14 protein-coding genes, 1 pseudogene and 2 riboswitches are annotated in these 17241 nt (G+C 31.8%); of the genes and pseudogenes, 5 read left to right on the plus strand and 10 right to left on the minus strand.

What is annotated here, in order from left to right:
- Nucleotides 1-2: 2 nt before the first annotated feature.
- The gene (locus B4L98_RS07870) at nucleotides 3-482 is read right to left on the minus strand and encodes a hypothetical protein (protein WP_291072369.1); all 480 of its coding nucleotides are present in this window, start codon (nucleotides 480-482) and stop codon (nucleotides 3-5) included.
- A 28-nt stretch (nucleotides 483-510) separates the two neighbouring features.
- Between B4L98_RS07870 and leuS the strand changes: the two genes are divergently transcribed.
- From leuS to B4L98_RS07890, 4 genes are all read left to right on the plus strand, one after another.
- Complete coding sequence (leuS, locus tag B4L98_RS07875) at nucleotides 511-3366, plus strand: leucine--tRNA ligase (protein WP_291046754.1); 2856 nt, start codon at nucleotides 511-513, stop codon at nucleotides 3364-3366.
- A gap of 143 nt (nucleotides 3367-3509) precedes the next feature.
- On the plus strand, nucleotides 3510-4007 hold the full coding sequence (locus B4L98_RS07880; RefSeq protein ID WP_291059194.1) for a GNAT family N-acetyltransferase: 498 nt from the start codon (nucleotides 3510-3512) through the stop codon (nucleotides 4005-4007).
- A 72-nt stretch (nucleotides 4008-4079) separates the two neighbouring features.
- On the plus strand, nucleotides 4080-4772 hold the full coding sequence (locus B4L98_RS07885; RefSeq protein WP_286495041.1) for a hypothetical protein: 693 nt from the start codon (nucleotides 4080-4082) through the stop codon (nucleotides 4770-4772).
- A gap of 7 nt (nucleotides 4773-4779) precedes the next feature.
- On the plus strand, nucleotides 4780-5721 hold the full coding sequence (locus B4L98_RS07890) for a hypothetical protein (RefSeq protein ID WP_291059178.1): 942 nt from the start codon (nucleotides 4780-4782) through the stop codon (nucleotides 5719-5721).
- Nucleotides 5722-5806: 85 nt separating this feature from the next.
- Here the strand turns inward: B4L98_RS07890 and metE are convergent, their stop codons facing one another.
- A complete protein-coding gene (gene metE / locus B4L98_RS07895; protein WP_125348863.1) occupies nucleotides 5807-8128 on the minus strand; it encodes a 5-methyltetrahydropteroyltriglutamate--homocysteine S-methyltransferase in 2322 nt (773 codons plus the stop codon).
- An 86-nt stretch (nucleotides 8129-8214) separates the two neighbouring features.
- Nucleotides 8215-8350: riboswitch (cobalamin riboswitch) on the minus strand.
- A 109-nt stretch (nucleotides 8351-8459) separates the two neighbouring features.
- On the opposite strand from metE, the gene B4L98_RS07900 reads away from it, so the two are divergent.
- Entirely contained in the window at nucleotides 8460-8921 is a 462-nt protein-coding gene (locus tag B4L98_RS07900) for an Lrp/AsnC family transcriptional regulator (protein WP_038336827.1), read from the plus strand.
- A gap of 57 nt (nucleotides 8922-8978) precedes the next feature.
- Here B4L98_RS07900 and B4L98_RS07905 read toward each other — a convergent pair whose 3' ends face one another.
- The 8 genes and pseudogenes from B4L98_RS07905 to B4L98_RS07940 all read right to left on the minus strand — a co-directional run bounded on the left by B4L98_RS07905 (nucleotide 8979) and on the right by B4L98_RS07940 (nucleotide 16713).
- Nucleotides 8979-9512, minus strand: coding sequence for a T9SS type A sorting domain-containing protein (locus B4L98_RS07905; protein WP_349676193.1), 534 nt, complete (start codon nucleotides 9510-9512; stop codon nucleotides 8979-8981).
- Nucleotides 9510-10532, minus strand: a pseudogene (locus B4L98_RS07910) (DUF5074 domain-containing protein); the annotation flags it as partial. The gene B4L98_RS07905 and the pseudogene B4L98_RS07910, both read right to left, overlap by 3 nt.
- A gap of 74 nt (nucleotides 10533-10606) precedes the next feature.
- Nucleotides 10607-11464, minus strand: coding sequence for a DUF4465 domain-containing protein (locus B4L98_RS07915; protein ID WP_219034856.1), 858 nt, complete (start codon nucleotides 11462-11464; stop codon nucleotides 10607-10609).
- A 19-nt stretch (nucleotides 11465-11483) separates the two neighbouring features.
- Nucleotides 11484-11612: a hypothetical protein gene (locus B4L98_RS07920; RefSeq protein ID WP_291077943.1), complete on the minus strand. Its 129-nt coding sequence runs from the start codon at nucleotides 11610-11612 to the stop codon at nucleotides 11484-11486.
- A 19-nt stretch (nucleotides 11613-11631) separates the two neighbouring features.
- Entirely contained in the window at nucleotides 11632-12771 is a 1140-nt protein-coding gene (locus tag B4L98_RS07925) for a PKD-like domain-containing protein (RefSeq protein ID WP_219035417.1), read from the minus strand.
- A 9-nt stretch (nucleotides 12772-12780) separates the two neighbouring features.
- Nucleotides 12781-13917, minus strand: coding sequence for a YncE family protein (locus B4L98_RS07930; RefSeq protein ID WP_221856352.1), 1137 nt, complete (start codon nucleotides 13915-13917; stop codon nucleotides 12781-12783).
- Nucleotides 13914-15911 carry a TonB-dependent receptor gene (locus B4L98_RS07935; protein ID WP_291046769.1) on the minus strand — a complete coding sequence of 666 codons (1998 nt, stop codon included), beginning with the start codon at nucleotides 15909-15911 and terminating at the stop codon, nucleotides 13914-13916. Before B4L98_RS07935 ends, B4L98_RS07930 begins: the two co-directional genes overlap by 4 nt.
- A gap of 99 nt (nucleotides 15912-16010) precedes the next feature.
- A riboswitch (cobalamin riboswitch) is annotated at nucleotides 16011-16194 on the minus strand.
- Nucleotides 16195-16269: 75 nt separating this feature from the next.
- On the minus strand, nucleotides 16270-16713 hold the full coding sequence (locus B4L98_RS07940) for a cytochrome c oxidase assembly factor Coa1 family protein (protein ID WP_291046770.1): 444 nt from the start codon (nucleotides 16711-16713) through the stop codon (nucleotides 16270-16272).
- Nucleotides 16714-17241 lie beyond the last annotated feature (528 nt).

The following is a 17241-nucleotide window of genomic DNA, read 5'->3' on the forward strand; positions in this document are numbered from 1 at the left end:
TACTATTCTCGCTTCGTAAACTTCAAGGTAATGTTGTGTTTAAAAACTTTCAACGTGTCGTTTTTTGCCTCTTTCCACAAAAAATAAGGAGGTTTCAAATTCAATACATTTCCTTTTACAGCCAATGAATCCTCAAAAAGTTCAGCATAAAGAACTGTATCTTTTTTTAAGAATGCTTTGTCTTTATAATCAATCAAATAATAATCACTTCTGACATAAATAGGATCTTTGACACGAAGTGTTGAATCCTTTTTATCAAAATTCCATTTGATATTAATAGGATTAAAACCATCTTCGTACCCCACAAAAATACGTGTCGTATTTACAATATGACGAACAGAAAAAATAAGGACAGTAAAAAAAAATAAGGATACCAATATAATATCAATTCTTTTTTCATGGATTAGGTTTAGTTGTTGATTGTTAATGTACAAATATCGCCATTCTATTCTAAAAGATACATAAAAAATGTAAATTTGCATAAATTTAATTTTAATATAACTTCCAATAATGCAATATAATCCGAATGAAATCGAACCAAAATGGCAAAAATTTTGGATTGAAGACAAGACGTTCAAAGCTGAAAATCAATCAGAAAAACCTAAATTTTACGTATTAGACATGTTTCCTTACCCTTCTGGAGCAGGATTACACGTAGGTCATCCACTTGGATACATTGCGTCTGATATTTATTCTCGATACAAAAAATTAAAGGGTTTCAACGTTTTACACCCAATGGGTTACGATTCTTTTGGTTTGCCTGCGGAACAATATGCGATTCAAACTGGTCAACATCCTGCGATTACAACAACAACGAATATCGAAGGTGGTGTTGATAAACAAGGAAATGTGATTGCTGGTTACGAGAACCAAATGAAAAAAATTGGTTTGGGATACGATTGGGATCGTGAAATCAGAACTTCAGAACCTGAATATTATAAATGGACACAATGGATTTTCAATCAATTATTTGATTCATATTATGATAATTCAACCGATAAAGCTGAATCCATTTCAAAATTAGTTGAAACATTCAAAACTGAGGGTAATGCAAGTGTAAATGCTGTGGCAGATGATGATATCGAAATCTTTACCGCAGATCAATGGAATGCCTATTCTGAAAAAGAACAACAAACAATTTTATTAAAATATCGTTTAACTTTCTTAGCAGAAGCAGAAGTAAACTGGTGTCCAGATTTAGGAACTGTTTTAGCGAATGACGAAGTAATTAACGGATTATCTGAACGTGGAGGATTCCCTGTTGTGCGCAAAAAAATGACACAATGGATGATGCGTATCACGGCTTACGCTGATCGTTTGTTAACTGGTTTAGATAAATTAGATTGGCCAGATCCGATCAAAGAATCTCAAAAAAATTGGATTGGTAAATCTCAAGGTGCATCAATCTTTTTTGATGTTGTAGGAAACGATGAAAAAATTGAAGTTTTCACTACTCGTCCTGATACTGTTTTTGGTGTTTCTTATGTAACATTAGCGCCAGAGCATCCTTTAGTTTCTCAAATTACAACAGCAGAAAACAAAGCAAAAGTTGATGCTTATGTCGATTATACTTCAAAACGTTCTGAACGTGATCGTTTAGCGGATGCTAAAAATATTACAGGAGAATTTACCGGGGCTTACGCCATTCATCCATTTACAGGAAAACAAATTCCGATTTGGATTGGTGATTACGTATTGGCTTCTTATGGAACTGGAGCTGTAATGGCTGTTCCTGCTGGTGATGAACGTGATTTTGCTTTTGCAAATCATTTCAATTTACCAATTATTAATATTTTCAAAAATCAAGATATTTCTGAAGCTGCTTTTACAGAAAAAGGTGGATTCGAATTACAAGATTCTGATTTCTTAAACGGATTAGATTATAAACAAGCGGTTGCAAAAGCGATTGAAGCTTTAGAAGAAAAAAGTTTTGGACAAGGAAAAACAAACTTCCGTTTACGCGAAGCTGTTTTCTCTCGTCAAAGATATTGGGGAGAACCGGTTCCTGTTTACTTCAAGGACGGGATGCCTTACACAATTCCTACAGAAGCTTTACCAATTATTTTACCTGAAGTGGACGAATATTTACCAACATCTGAAGGTGAGCCACCATTAGGGCGTGCAACAAAATGGGCTTTTGATACAACAACTAATCAAGTTGTAGATAATACTTTAATCAATAACGAAACTATTTTCCCAATAGAACTAAATACAATGCCAGGTTGGGCAGGTTCTTCTTGGTATTGGTTACGTTATATGGATGCAAAAAACGACAACGATTTTGTATCTAAAGAGGCTGTTGATTATTGGCAAAATGTAGATTTATACATGGGTGGATCTGAGCATGCTACTGGTCACTTATTATATTCTCGTTTTTGGCAAAAATTCTTATTCGATAAAGGTTTAGTTCCAACGGATGAGTATGCAAAAAAACTTATCAACCAAGGAATGATTTTGGGAATGACCGCTTATGCATATAGAATTAATGGAACAAATACTTTTGTTTCTAAATCTTTGAAAGATCAACATGAAACAACACCAATCCGTATTGATGTTAAGTTGTTAAAAGATGGAGGCGACGAATTAGATACAGAAAAATTCAAAACTTGGAGAGAAGATTTTGCTAATGCAGAATTTATCTTAGAAGATGGGAAATACATCACAGGACGTGAGGTTGAAAAGATGTCAAAATCTTACTACAATGTCTTAAATCCTGATGATATTTGTAATCAATATGGAGCAGATTCTTTACGTTTATACGAAATGTTTTTAGGTCCTGTTGAACAGTCTAAACCATGGAATACACAAGGTTTATCTGGAGTTTATTCATTCTTGAAAAAATTCTGGAGATTATATCATTCAGGAACAGAAGAAACATTTTTTGTTTCGGAAGATGAACCAACAAAAGAAGAAATGAAAGTGTTGCATCAAACCATCAAAAAAGTGGACGAAGATGTAAACAATTTCTCTTTTAATACATCGGTTTCTACTTTTATGATTGCTGCAAACGAATTAGGAAAATTAAAAACAACTAAACGTGCAATTTTAGAGCCTTTGGCTATTATTATTTCTCCTTATGCACCGCATATTGCAGAAGAATTGTGGTCAAAATTAGGACATGAAACGTCAATTGCACATGCAGATTTCCCTGTTTTCGAAGAAAAATGGTTGATTGCAGATGCTAAAGAATATCCAGTTTCATTCAATGGTAAAATGAAATTTTTGTTAGAATTACCTTTGTCGTTATCGAAAGAAGAAATTCAAGAAATTGTAATGAACGACGAACGTACAATCAAACAATTGGGTGATCGTACTCCGAAAAACATTATTATTGTTCCTGGAAAAATCATTAATATCGTTGGATAAAAAAAGATTTTAGATACTAGATTTTAGTATTGAGAATATAGATAAAATCCTCGCAATTGCGAGGATTTTATATTTTATACTATCTTTAATCAAAACTATAACTCAATGAAATATTTACCAAACTCGAAACAGAACGGTTAATCATCAGACCTATTACGATTGATGATTTACAAGATTTTTTTGAAATGGATTCACAACCAGAAGTTCATGAATTTCTAAAAGCAGAACCTATTCAAACCATTGAAGAAACAAAAGAAATTATTGAAGATATCCAAAAACAATATGAAGAACTTGGACATGGTCGTCTTGCTGTTGTTGAAAAAGAAACAGGTAAAATGATTGGTTGGACTGGTTTTAAATATATTATAGAAAGCGAATCGATGAATAATAAATTCGATTTTATTGATATCGGATATCGTTACAGAAAAGAAACTTGGGGAAAAGGTTATGCAACTGAAGCTGCCGAAGCTTGCATGGACTTTTACAGAAAAAATATGTCACATATTAAACTAAACGCAATAACGCATGTTGATAATAAAGCTTCTCGAAATGTGTTAGAAAAAATGGGATTTGAAGTCACTGAAACTTTTCATCTTGACATGTGGGATTTGGATTGCTTTTGGTATGAATTGAAGAAATAATTAACTTCAAAATAATCTTGGTTCACGCAACCTTTTAAGCAATTGATTCTCTTTCTTTTAAATACTATTTATATGAAAAAGAATTTTTTACTTTTTTTGTTCGTTATTGGTTTTGGACAATTCATTTCAGCACAAGAAAAATCAAGCGATGAGCGCAAAAATGTCATCACTTTTAGCGTTCTTTCAGCAGCATTATCACCTCCAAGATGGACGTTTGGATACATTTATAAACTCAACGAACGTTATTGGATTGGCTCTGAAATCGGCTACGGAAGTTATCATAGCATTCCTCTTAGTCACAAACCAAAATATAAAATCAACGAAGATTATCAACTTTTTGAGATTCGACCAGAATTTTTTATCAATCTAAGCGAAAACAAACGAGTAAAACATCTTATTTCTTCTGAATTTTTCTATATTCATCACACTGATCATCTTGAAAATGGAGAATTTTATCGAAAAGATGATCAAAATTTTTCTTATTTATATTCTTATGATACTGCCGATTACAAGCGAGAAAAATATGGAATAAATCTTAATTATAATGTTTTTATACAGTTGCACAAAGGTCTTATACTAATGCCAAAAGTTGGTTTAGGTGTAAAAAATAGAAATGTAAAATATTCGAATATTACAAATTTAGAAAGTGTTGATACTCGAATTTTTGATTATTTTATGAGCGGTTTAGAAAATCATTATAAAAAAGAAGGTTCTTCTACAGATTTCAATTTAAATCTTAACTTTAAAATCGGTTATCAATTTTAAACAAAACATGAAAAAAATAATTTTAACGACAATTTGTTTGGCTGTCTCACAAGTTAATTTTGCACAAAAAATTTCAACGAATGATTATGAAGTTAAAACAACTTTAGCTGACTTTAATCTAAAAGGAAAGGTTGAAAAAGTGACTTCAAACGCAACAAATGCAAAAGGAAACACCACAACTTTACCTTTTTTAGAAAATGAATTTTACAATCAAATTTCGTTAGAATTTAATTCAAAAGGTTTGTTAACAAAACGAACAAATTATTTGGATTATCAAGGAAAATTAGCTGTTTATAACTATGTTAATTACGACTACAATAACTCAAATTTAATTGATAAACAAACGAATACAGTTATTAACAATGGTGAAGATCCAAAACGAGTTGCTTCGGACAAAAACTTCGTTTATGACAATAAAAATCAGTTGATAAACTTGACAGAAAAAATCGAAGGGAAATCGTCAAAATCTAATTATGAAACGATTTTTAATTATTCGAATAAATTAAATAAAATCACGACAAAAGTGGAAGGTTCTACAATTAGTGAAAATAATTTGACGTATAACAAAAATGGTTTATTGGTTTTGGATGAAATGACTTCTTTTGATGGAAAAAAAGGACGAAAATCGTATTATATTTATGATAAAGAAACGCCTATTTTTCAGGAAGAAATTGCTGGAAATTCGAGCAAAATAATGTTTTTTGAGAATGGAAATATTTCTAAATTACAATCATTTGATGCCAATAAAACGTTAGCCTATCAAGCTGATTTCGATTCGAAAAATGAAATTGTCAACTTTAAAAAACAATCCTTCCGAAATGGACAAATAGTTTTAACTTCTTATCAAGTTTCGTATGAATATGATTCGAAAAATAATTGGATAAAAGCTTCTATTTCAACTAATGGAGAATTGAAATATGTTGTAAAACGAACGATAAATTATTATTAAAACACAAAAGGTTGAGCGTTACTCAACCTTTCTTCACAAATAAATAACAGTACACTACTTAAGTCATAAAAGTAGGATGTTAAGCTTAAATCGCTTTTGGCGTATATATTTTTCTTAATTCTTTTGTCGCCGCAACCATTTCAATCAAAGCTTTTTCGGTTTCTTCCCAATGACGCGTTTTTAGTCCACAATCAGGATTCACCCATAATTGATCTGCCGAAATAACTTTTGTCGCTTTCTCTATCAAATCAACCATTTCCTCTTTCGACGGAACGCGAGGCGAGTGAATATCATAAACTCCAGGGCCGATATCATTTGGATAATTAAAATCTGAAAAAGCATTTAATAATTCCATTTGGCTACGTGAACATTCAATTGTAATAACATCCGCATCTAAATCAGCAATATTTTGAATAATATCATTGAATTCTGAATAACACATATGCGTATGAATTTGAGTAGAATCATCAACATTACTTGAAGCTAATTTGAACGAATCAACCGCCCATTTCAAATAATTTTGCCATTCATCTTTTCTCAATGGTAAACCTTCTCGAATTGCAGGTTCATCAATCTGAATAATTTTAATTCCAGCTTTTTCTAAATCCGAAACTTCATCGCGAATCGCCAATGCAATTTGTTTACACGTCGTAGATCTTGGTTGATCATCGCGAACAAAAGACCATTGCAAAATCGTAACCGGTCCTGTCAACATTCCTTTTACTTTTTGTTCTGTGATAGATTGTGCATATTTCGACCAATAAACCGTCATTGGAACAGGGCGATAAACATCACCAAAAATAATCGGCGGTTTTACACAACGCGTTCCATAACTCTGAACCCAACCATTTTTAGAGAAAACAAATCCGGCTAATTTTTCACCAAAATATTCCACCATATCGTTTCGCTCATATTCACCATGTACCAAAACATCAATGCCAATTTCTTCTTGCCATTCTATTGTACGCTTGGTTTCTTGTTTCAATAAAGTATCATATTCTTCGGCAGATAATTCCCCTTTTTTATACTTCGCACGCCAACTTCTCACCTCTTGTGTTTGTGGAAAAGATCCGATTGTTGTCGTTGGGAAAGGCGGAAGATTCAATACATTTTGTTGCACAATTTTTCGTTGTCCAAAACTATTTGTACGATTATAATCTTCATCTTTTATTGCATTTACTCGTTCTTTAACTTGAGTTTGATGAATTAATTGAGAATTTTTTCTATTATTAATAGAGAATTGATTCGCTTCATATTGTTGAATCAATTTTTCGTCATTCGGGTTTGAAAAATAATTTTTTAAGAAAGCAACTTCTTCTAATTTTTGCTTCGCAAATGCAAACCAATCTTTGATTGTTGTCGGAAGATTTTTTTCGTTTGTTTCTAAATCTAAATCACAAGGCGAATGTAATAATGAACAAGATGTTGAAATAATAACACGTTTTTCTCCAATTTTGTTCACAACTTTTTCTATGGTTGAAAGCGATTTTTGAAAATCATTTTTCCAAATATTTCGACCATCAACTAAACCTAAAGAAAGTTTTAATTGAGAAGGAATTAGATTCAATATTTCATCGATTTGATTTTCGTCACGAACCAAATCAAGATGCAAAATATCAATTGGTAAATTGATTGCTAAAGCTGTATTATCTTTCAATCCATCAAAATAAGTTGCGACCTGAATTGTAAGTTGAGGAAATTCTTTTCTTATTTTTTTGTAAACTTCTTGATAAGCTGTTTTCGATTTTTCGTCTAAATCTAAAGCTAAAAAAGGTTCGTCGAACTGAATTGTATTTGCTCCATGATTGATTAAATCATGAATAATTTCAAAGTAAACTGGCAATAAATTCTGAATTAAATCAATTCGATCAAATCCCTCTTCTTTTTCTTTTCCTAATAATAAATACGTAATCGGTCCAATTAAAACAGTTTTTGGATTAAAACCTTCTTTTTTTGCAGCGATAAATTCGTTTACAATTGAGTTTGAGAAATATTTAAATTCTTGATTTTTTACAAATTCCGGAACGATATAATGATAGTTGGTATCAAACCATTTTGTCATTTCCATCGCTGTAATATCTAAATTATCTTTTTGATAACCTCTTGCCATCGCAAAATACAAGTCTAATTCTGTGTTCTTTTTATTTAACGCAACCGTATTGAAACGCGCTGGAATTGCACCAACTGATAACGTAGAATCTAAAACTTGATCATAAAAAGAAAAGTCATTACACGGAATTAAATCAATTCCGGCAGCTTGTTGCAATGCCCAATTTTGTTTGGTAATTGTACGGCTTGTTTGCAATAAAGCTTGTAGTTCAATTTTACCTGCCCAATAGTTTTCGCAGGCTTTTTTTAGTTCACGGTTAGCGCCAATTCTTGGATAACCTAAAATTTGTGTTTGCATTTTGATTGTTTTTTAATGTTCAAAAACACAAACGCGAGTTGATAAATAGTAAACCTATTGTGACAGACTGACTTCAAATCGCGAAAGTATCATCTTTTGTTTCTATTGGTAATCTGACTTGTAATTTGCATTACTTACAGTTGCGCGACAGCTCGTGATTCTCACACGATTCCCCAATAATTTGTTGTTTATTTCTTTACAAATGTAACAAGACAAAATAAACGATTGTAAAACTTGAAAAAATAAGATTATACAACTTATTATTAATATTTTTACAAAACAAAACACTTAAACAACGATAAAATATCGTGTTGAAAAGAATATTATTTGGATGGAAACATTAGATCAAACCGATTTAGAATTATTAAGAATTCTACAAAAAGATTCGAAATTGACAGTAAAAGCAATTGCTGCTTTAGTTAATTTATCTCCTTCACCCGTTTTTGAACGTATAAAAAGGTTGGAACAACAAGGTTATATCAAAAATTATAGAGCGGTTTTGGATGCAGAAAAGCTGAACAAAGGCTTTATGGTTTTTTGCAGCATTAAGCTAAAACAACATGATCGCACGATTGGGAATAAACTTGTGGAAGATATTTTGTTGATTGATGAAGTGGTGGAATGTTATAATATTTCGGGCGAATATGATTTTATCTTAAAAGTACAAGTTTTGGATATGAAGCAATATCAAGATTTTGTTTTCAATAAATTGGGCGCTTTAGAAAGCATCGGGAGTACGCACAGCTCTTTTGTGATGGCTGAAATAAAAAATACGTACGGAATCAATATTTAAAAAAAAAAACAAAAGGTTGAGCAATGCTCAACCTTTTTTCCACAAATAAATAACACACTACTTTTTGATTACCTTGAAAGTAGAATTGTTAACTTTTATGATGTAAACACCTTTTGGTAAAGAGGAAACATCTAATTGATTTTTCCCTTTTTGAAGTGTTTTCTCTGTCATTTTAGTTCCTGTAATAGCGAAAATTTCGGCTTTTGAAGCTTCATTTGTTTCAATAAACAATACATTATTAACAGGATTTGGATAAACATTTACAACAGATTTAGCTAAATCATTTGTACCTAAAACGGCTGATGAAATTGTGATGTTTTGTGAAACAACTTTTCCATTCGAATTGAAAGAAAGTTTAATTTTAGCTGTTCCATTTTTTAGTGGATTAATCACTAATTCTTCCTTATCATTAATCGAAATTTCAGCTACATCATCATTTTCAATGATTTCTAAATCTTTTACAATCGCTGCTGATAAATTATCAACATCCGAAACTTTATCTTTCAAATCAATTGTTGTTGCTGTGTTAATTTGATAAGTTGTCTCTAAATCATTGATAATTGGTGCCGCATTATCTGGAAAAACAGGCATTGAAGGAAACCAATAATACTCACTTAATTTCACCGACTCTTTAAGAGTTCCATTATCAAAAAATCTATGCACAAAATTAATTTGAGAATTAGTTCCCCAACCTGAACCAATAGTAGTTAATACTAGTTCGTTTGTCAACGGATCAATTCTTAAACCTGCTCCATAATATGTTTCCTTTGGTGTTGTATCTTGACCAGGAATCTATATAAAACTTTCTTCAAATTTATTATTTGTTACATCGTATTTCACAACATTGATTCCTGATAAAAAATAAATAGTATTATCTTGTGTTGAAGAACAAAAAGTACCAGCATTCCAAGCAAAAGGAGCTGGAACTGTTTTCGTAGGAATAGCAATTTCTGAAGTTTCTAAAGTAGTAGGATTTATTTTGACTAATTTTTTAGATAAAGCCCCCCACACATTTCCATCTTTAGATTGAACTACAGAAATAAAACTTCCAGCAATCGTTTGTTTTATTTGATGTGTTTTTGGGTCGATAACTAAAATTCCTCCAGTACTTGAAACAGCAAAAACAAATTTAGATGTACGAATCATATTTCCTACTTGACCAACTTTAGAAGTTCCATCGATTATCGAACCAAGTTTCATATTTTCGATATCAAACAAATAAAGTCCACTTGAAGTTCCTACATATCCTGTTTTAGCATCAACCCCTACAAAACTTCTTCCATCACCACCAATTGTTTCGAAGCTGGCTTTTTTCTGTAATGTATTCGAGTCAGCTACAACTAAACGATTTTCTTGTTTCGAAACAATGAAAAAATTATCACCGTATATCGTTCCATATTGAGAAGTTACACCTAATTTTTCTCCAGGATTAACTGTTTTATAAACATTATAATCAACCGAATCATTTGCATTGATAAAATTAATTGCCCCATTTGCTTTACCAAACCAGTCTTCATTCACAATAAAAACGCCGTTTGTATATTCTTTTGTTTGTGCAAAACTTGTTTGAATTGCAGCTATTGTAAAAATCGAAAGTAAAAATTTCTTCATGTATTGTTTTTTTAGAAATCCGAAACCATCATCCAAAAATGACAGCCTCGGATAAAAATATTTAGAATGTTAGATTATTGTATTTTTTCTACTTTTAATTTATCCATTGTAAAGTATAATGCTGTGTTTGCTCCCCAATTTCCTACATCTGTAGTTTCTAAAAAGAACATTAAATATTTAACTTCTCCTAAAGCAGAAAGATCCACATCTTGCCAATTTGTTGAAATATTATTTATTCCATTTCTAAAATCAACAAAATAATGAGTTACAGGTTTTTCTGTAGTCAATTGTTTATTTGCTGAAACACCATAAATATGAATCGCGAAATAATCTCCTTTTACAAACTTTCTTGCATATGCATCACCATTCAAAATCCCATAATATGGCCACGGACTAATAGCTAACTTTACATTTTTTGCTTTGTATTTATTAGCTGTATCAGTAATTTCTACTACACTCGAAAATCTGTCAATCTTAACTTCTTCTCCATATTTCAAAACTTTCTCAGATGGTTTGTGATCAGCGAAAGAGACTAAAAATGGTGTTCCTTGTCCATCTGCACCACCTTTTGCCATTGTACCCCATTGATTATCTAACCAACCGCCTTCTTTATCTATTTGATCAGAATTGTCATTACTATTAGAAACCGTGAATCCCATCCATGTTAAATACTCTGGCCAAGCTGTATGTTTAAACTTGAAAATACCTGAAGTTAATTCAGCGTCTTCTGTATAAGTACCTTCCCAAATTTTTCCTCCGGCTGTAGCAGTTCCTTTTGTTAAATCAAACTTTGATAAATCTAAAGTTTCATATTTTTGTTGATCTACTAATTCAGTATTGTCGTCATCATTATTACAAGAAGTCAATAAAAAGATTGATGATGTAGCAAATAAGAAATTAAAGAATAATTTCTTTGTAAAATTAAAATTCATTTTATTTAGTTTTGTTATATTATAAATGCAAATCGTAAGCTCCTGCAACTTCTGTTGAGATTTCACCTAACCAACCTGCTTCTTGATTTGTTGCTGTGTAAACTTTGATAAAATCGATTCCTAATAATTTAACAGGTGTCGTCATCATTATTACAAGANNTGTTATATTATAAATGCAAATCATAAGCACCTGCAACTTCTGTTGAGATTTCGCCTAACCAACCCGCTTCTTGATTTGTTGCTGTGTAAACTTTGATAAAATCGATTCCTAATAATTTAACAGGATTTCCATTTTTATCAACAGCCCAATCAATATCAATATTTGAATCTTCGCTGTTATTTGGTGCATTGTCTACATAACCATAAGCCAATTGTTTACCAGTCCAAATACCATTTTTCTCTGTATAATTGCTTGCCAAAAGTGTACCTGAGAATTTTAACTGATCCGAACCAAACCACAATGGATAATATGATTGTTTATGATAAGAATTTTTAGTTTTATAACCTGAATTTCCTTGATTATCTGTCCATTTTACATATTCAGGATTAGGTATTTTATCTTCTTCGGTTGGTTTTTGATAAGAAATACTATAATTTTTTATTGTATTTGGATTCGTGTACTCACTTCCTGCAATTTCGTACCATTCGTCGTCATCTGGTTTTCCGTTTTTATTTTTATCATATGCAACCATCACAATTCCAGGTTCAGAAGATCCAGCAAAACCATTTCCTAAAACTTTAAAATCGCGTTTGTTTGGTTGGTTCATAATCGTATGGTCAAAACCAAATACCACATATCCTCCGTAACCTCCAAGTGTAATCATTGTAGATTTTTCTCCTACTAAAGCCTTAGCAGCTTTGGCTGTCATATCAGCTTGAGTTTCTCCTGTTACATAAGATGGTAAAGCATTTGTGAATTGTCCAACTGCTGGCAAATAATCAAAGACTTGAGAAATATATTTACTGTAAGTAGATAATTCTTGTGTAACATTAACCTTTGTTTTTATCGTTTTAGAAGTTACTCCTGAAGTAATTTCTAATGTTAAATCGTAAGCACCAACTTTATCAGAAACAAAACCTAAGGTTTTCTCATTACCAATAATTTCATTGCCAAGTTTCCATGTATATGTTGCATTTTCGAAACCAGAAACAGTTGGTTCAATTGAAACAATTTTTAAACGTGCTGCATCATAAGATACTTGTAAAGTAGCATTATCAGGATTAGTTTCGATAATGTTTTCATCATCACTACAGCTTTGTATTAAAGCAAAACTTAGTGCGGTTAGTAAGATTTTAGAATATTTCATATGTAAATTTTATTTATAGACAAAAGCAAAGTGAGCAGGAATATTTCCAGCAGCAGTTTTCCATTTAAAAGCACCATTTTTATCAAAACAATAGATGTAACCCATCGAAACATAATTTCCGACATCGGTTAGAAAAAGATCTTTGGTTTGAGGATTTACAGCAATTCCGTAAGGCGTTTCGATTTCATTAATAACAGGATCATTGACCAATGTTTTGTTGATAACTTGTTCTGTTTTGGTATCAATTACACCATAAGTTTTTGTGTATTCGAAAGTTGTGTAACTAAATTCGTTTGAATAATAATAGAGTTTGTTATCAACAATTGTAAAGTTAGAAACAGGAATATCAAATTTCTTTTTGATTTGATGCGTTTTACTATCCAACACATATAAATTTGATGGAACGTTGTAATAATCACCACGAGAAGTCACATATAAATCGCCATCTGCATCTTTTTTTAAACGATGAAGGTTTACTTCAACATCAATTTTTTTAGTTTCTTTAAACGTTGATAAATCAATCACAGAAATCGTTTTATCATATTCAGGAACTCGATATCCTCCTGAGTTTGCTACATACAAATTATTCCCAACAACTTCTAATTCTTCTGGCTGATAACCTACGGTCACTTGTCGCGTAACCGATAAATTAATCGTATCTATTTCGACCACTTTTCCCAAAGGCGCTTTCGGATCGATTGTAACAGGACCAGCATACGAAGATGCATACGCTTTCCCATTTGCAAACGTGATGTAACGACCATTTTCTAAAGGAATTGTTCCCAGATGTTTGGCTGTTCTTACATCCATTACTTCGATAAAATTTGATACGTTGATAACCGCATATAACTTATTTCCATAAATTTTGATATCATTCCCAACATCTCCCAATTCCTTTACCATAGTAGGATTTACGGTTGCATATATATTTCTATTATAGGTTCCTGTTGTAAAATCCATATAATCTACCGTAGCCATATTACTTCCCATTTTTCCTTCGTTTAGTAAATAAAAACCAACGACATCTGTTTTTTCGGGATCGGTTACACCTTCTTCCTCTTTCTCGATCAAATAAGTATCTTGCTGACAAGCATAAAAAGTAATTGCTGTTAAAAAACAGACGAATAATTGTTTGAAATTTCTCATAAGTTTGCGCTTAATATTAGCTTGAATTGTCTTCCTGGCATTGGATAATTTAAAACCACATCATATTGTTGATTCAAAATATTATTTAATTCAAAAGAAACTTTGAATAGACTTTGATTCAACCTAAACTCTTTATGTATCCCTAAATCATTTGTAAACCAAGGATTAAGACGATTTATTTTAATATTATCTTGATGAACATTGTAACGTTCTCCCACATAAATAAAACTGTAATTAAAATTCCATGTTTTATAAGAAGCCGCTAAAACAAAAGAGCCACTATGTTTTGGTGTATATGGAATTTGATTTTTGTAGTAACTTTTTTTAGGATTCGAATAATCTAACGCTTGCAAAAAACCGTAGTTAAGCATTGGCGAAACCTCTATTTCTCCTAATTGAAATGTTGATCGAATTTTAACATCCAACCCTTTTATTCTGACTTCATCCAAATTGAGCATAGTGAAACGAAACAAACTTCCAGAAGGCGCAGCCACAATTTTATCAGTTACTTCATTGTAAAAAGCATCGGCTTGAATCGTAATATTTTTGAAGAAATTTTGAGATGATTTAGAATAAGTAAAACCAACATTATATTGTGTAGAATATTCTGGTCGAAGATTCGCATAACCAATGTCTGTGTAGTACAAATCGTTGAACGTTGGCATTCTAAAAATACGTTTATAAAACGCTCTGATATTAAAATCGTGAGATTTGAATGGTTGATAATTGGCGATAATCGTTGGCGTCCATATATTTTTATCAGGCGCACTTGTGTTCATTTCTACTGATTCTTTTACAAAAGTTCCAAATAAACTTCCTTGTAAACTCAAACGTCCAAGACGATAAGTAGACGCGAACGCAACAAGATTTGTATGACGAGTAGGAAAAGAAAAATTCTTTAAATCTGCTCCCATATTATTAAACTGATAATCTGTTGCAACATTCACATCCCAATTATCTGTAATCGAATAAAGATTCGCCCAAGACACATAAAACTCGCGTTGTGTGTACTTATTTTCTATTTTTACTGTCGAAACTGTATCTGTATAATGGGTGAAATCGTAAGCAAACTTTGCGTTTATCTTCGATTGAAAATTTCTGAATCGTTTCTCATATTTACCTTGAACAAAATAATTTCTATCAACCAAAGTTTGTCCACGTCCATCAAATCGACCACGCACAATTGCAGCAGGAATTCCACGATCCGAATCATACAAATATCCTTTTACATTCCAATTCGATTGATTTCCTTTTCCGATCAATCCTAATTCCAAACGTTTTGCATCAACTTGTCCATCTCTACGTTTCAAAAGTGTATCGTATGCAGTAGTTCCATCCAAATTTTTGCGTTGATAACGGAATTTATATATACCATTCGTTTTAACATATTCTGCACTCAAAACAGCTGATAATCTATCCGTAATTTTCTGTTCAATACGAATAGAAGGATTGATTAATTGAATCGAGCCTAACTTATAACGAAGTGTAGCATTCGTTTTTTTATCACCAATAAAAACAGGTTTTTTGGTTTGAAGATAAATAGCAGAAGCAGAAGCATAATCTTTCGCTGATTGAAAAATATTACTTTTTTGACCATTATATAAAGAAATCATTTCCATATCGTCTAAAGAAAATTTTCCTAAATCGACAATTCCATTCTGCGCATTTCCAAGTTGAATTCCATCATAAAAAACTGCAACATGTTGAGATCCCATCCCACGAACATCAATAGTTTTTAAACCTCCAACTCCACCGTAATCTTTAATTTGCACTCCTGCAAAAAAACGAACAGCATCTGCCACAGAATGGCTATTTAAAGCCTCTAGTTCCGCTCCTTTCAATTCCTGAACAGGAACAACGGCTTTTACATTATTTTTTAAAATATTAACTTGCTGAAGCTCTAAAATACTATCATGAATAATTTGCGCAGAGGCTATGCGACATGAAAGCAAAATCAAGCTGCAACAAATAATTATAGTTTTTAGATTTCTCATTTAGCAATAATCAATTGTTGCTAACGAGAGTATATGAAGAAGTATTGAAAGGACGAACCTATCCAAAATTTGAACTTCACGCTTTAGTCCCCGAAAGCATTCAACATTTATCATTTTGGTAGGTCTTCTGACTTACTCCTTTTTTAGAAATCCTTCCCATTAAAAACAGTGGATATAATGTATCTAAAAAATATGGAGCTTACAGCAGCGGGTCTGTTCAGGATTTTCACCTGATTCCCTGTTACCGAACGGTTAAGTTCGCACCAAATGTTAATCAAAAGTAAAATTATTATTTTGAATAAACAATTAAATCTTTATCAATAATAGCTAAATAAAAAAAGCTAACTCATTCGTTAGCTTATTCTTTTACTTTATTTATTTCGATCACTTCTCCAGTTTCATCAACCTGAACCGCAATCTTTTCATAATTCCATTTATCAAATTCTTTCTCTCCTACAATAATTGCAGTTCCAGAACCTTTTGTTCCTTTTATAGGTACAGAAATGTTAGCTTCACCAATATCATTTGTAATAGAAATATTTCCAGTAAAAACTCCGTTCGTTTTAACATCCGTACCCAATTTCTGCTGAACTTCAACATTTTGATTAATAATATTAATTGCATGTTTCGTTACATCACTATCCGAAGTTATCTTACTAAAACCCCAAAAAGCACCACCAATTAACAATCCAAAAAATAAAATCACAAACGACAAACAGCCAACAGGCACAACCCATTTCCAATTACGTTTAAACCAACTTTCCTTTGGTAACAATTGATTATCATACTGATTTTCTTCCATAATATATAGGTTTTGAGTAAAGATAATAAATTTGGGCGTTCCCTCGCTCTTTGCCTTCCATTTATATTATTCATAGAATAAGCAAAATAATACAAACACAGCTAATGCAAATCGCTCGGTCGGGCTATCCGTTGCAATCTTTTGTAAAAGAAGATTAGAAGTGATTACAGGAAATACAATTTCTACAAAAGGATTTCCACTGCTATCCCTAACGCGGGTTTTAAGTTCTGAGTTTTGAGTAATAAGTTATAAGACATAAGATTTAAGACTGACAATAAAAATCTACAAAGGAGTGTTATCGAGTTATGAGTTGTAAGTTCTGAGTTAGTTGTAAAAAGGAAGCTTCCTTTTTATCAAGAAGAAGCTTCTTGTTGACTAATTAGAAGCCTCTTGTTGGATGAAAGCAAGCTTCTTTTTTTATAAAACATAGTCTGGAGATGCGTAAAGCTTACAGCGTTCAGCTAAAGCGCGACGTATAACCACAAAAAAAGCCTCAAGAAATAAATCTTGAGGCTTTTAATAAAAACT

It is taken from the genome of Empedobacter sp. UBA5528, assembly GCF_002426075.1.
In the GTDB taxonomy this organism is placed as follows: Bacteria; Bacteroidota; Bacteroidia; order Flavobacteriales; family Weeksellaceae; genus Empedobacter; species Empedobacter falsenii_B.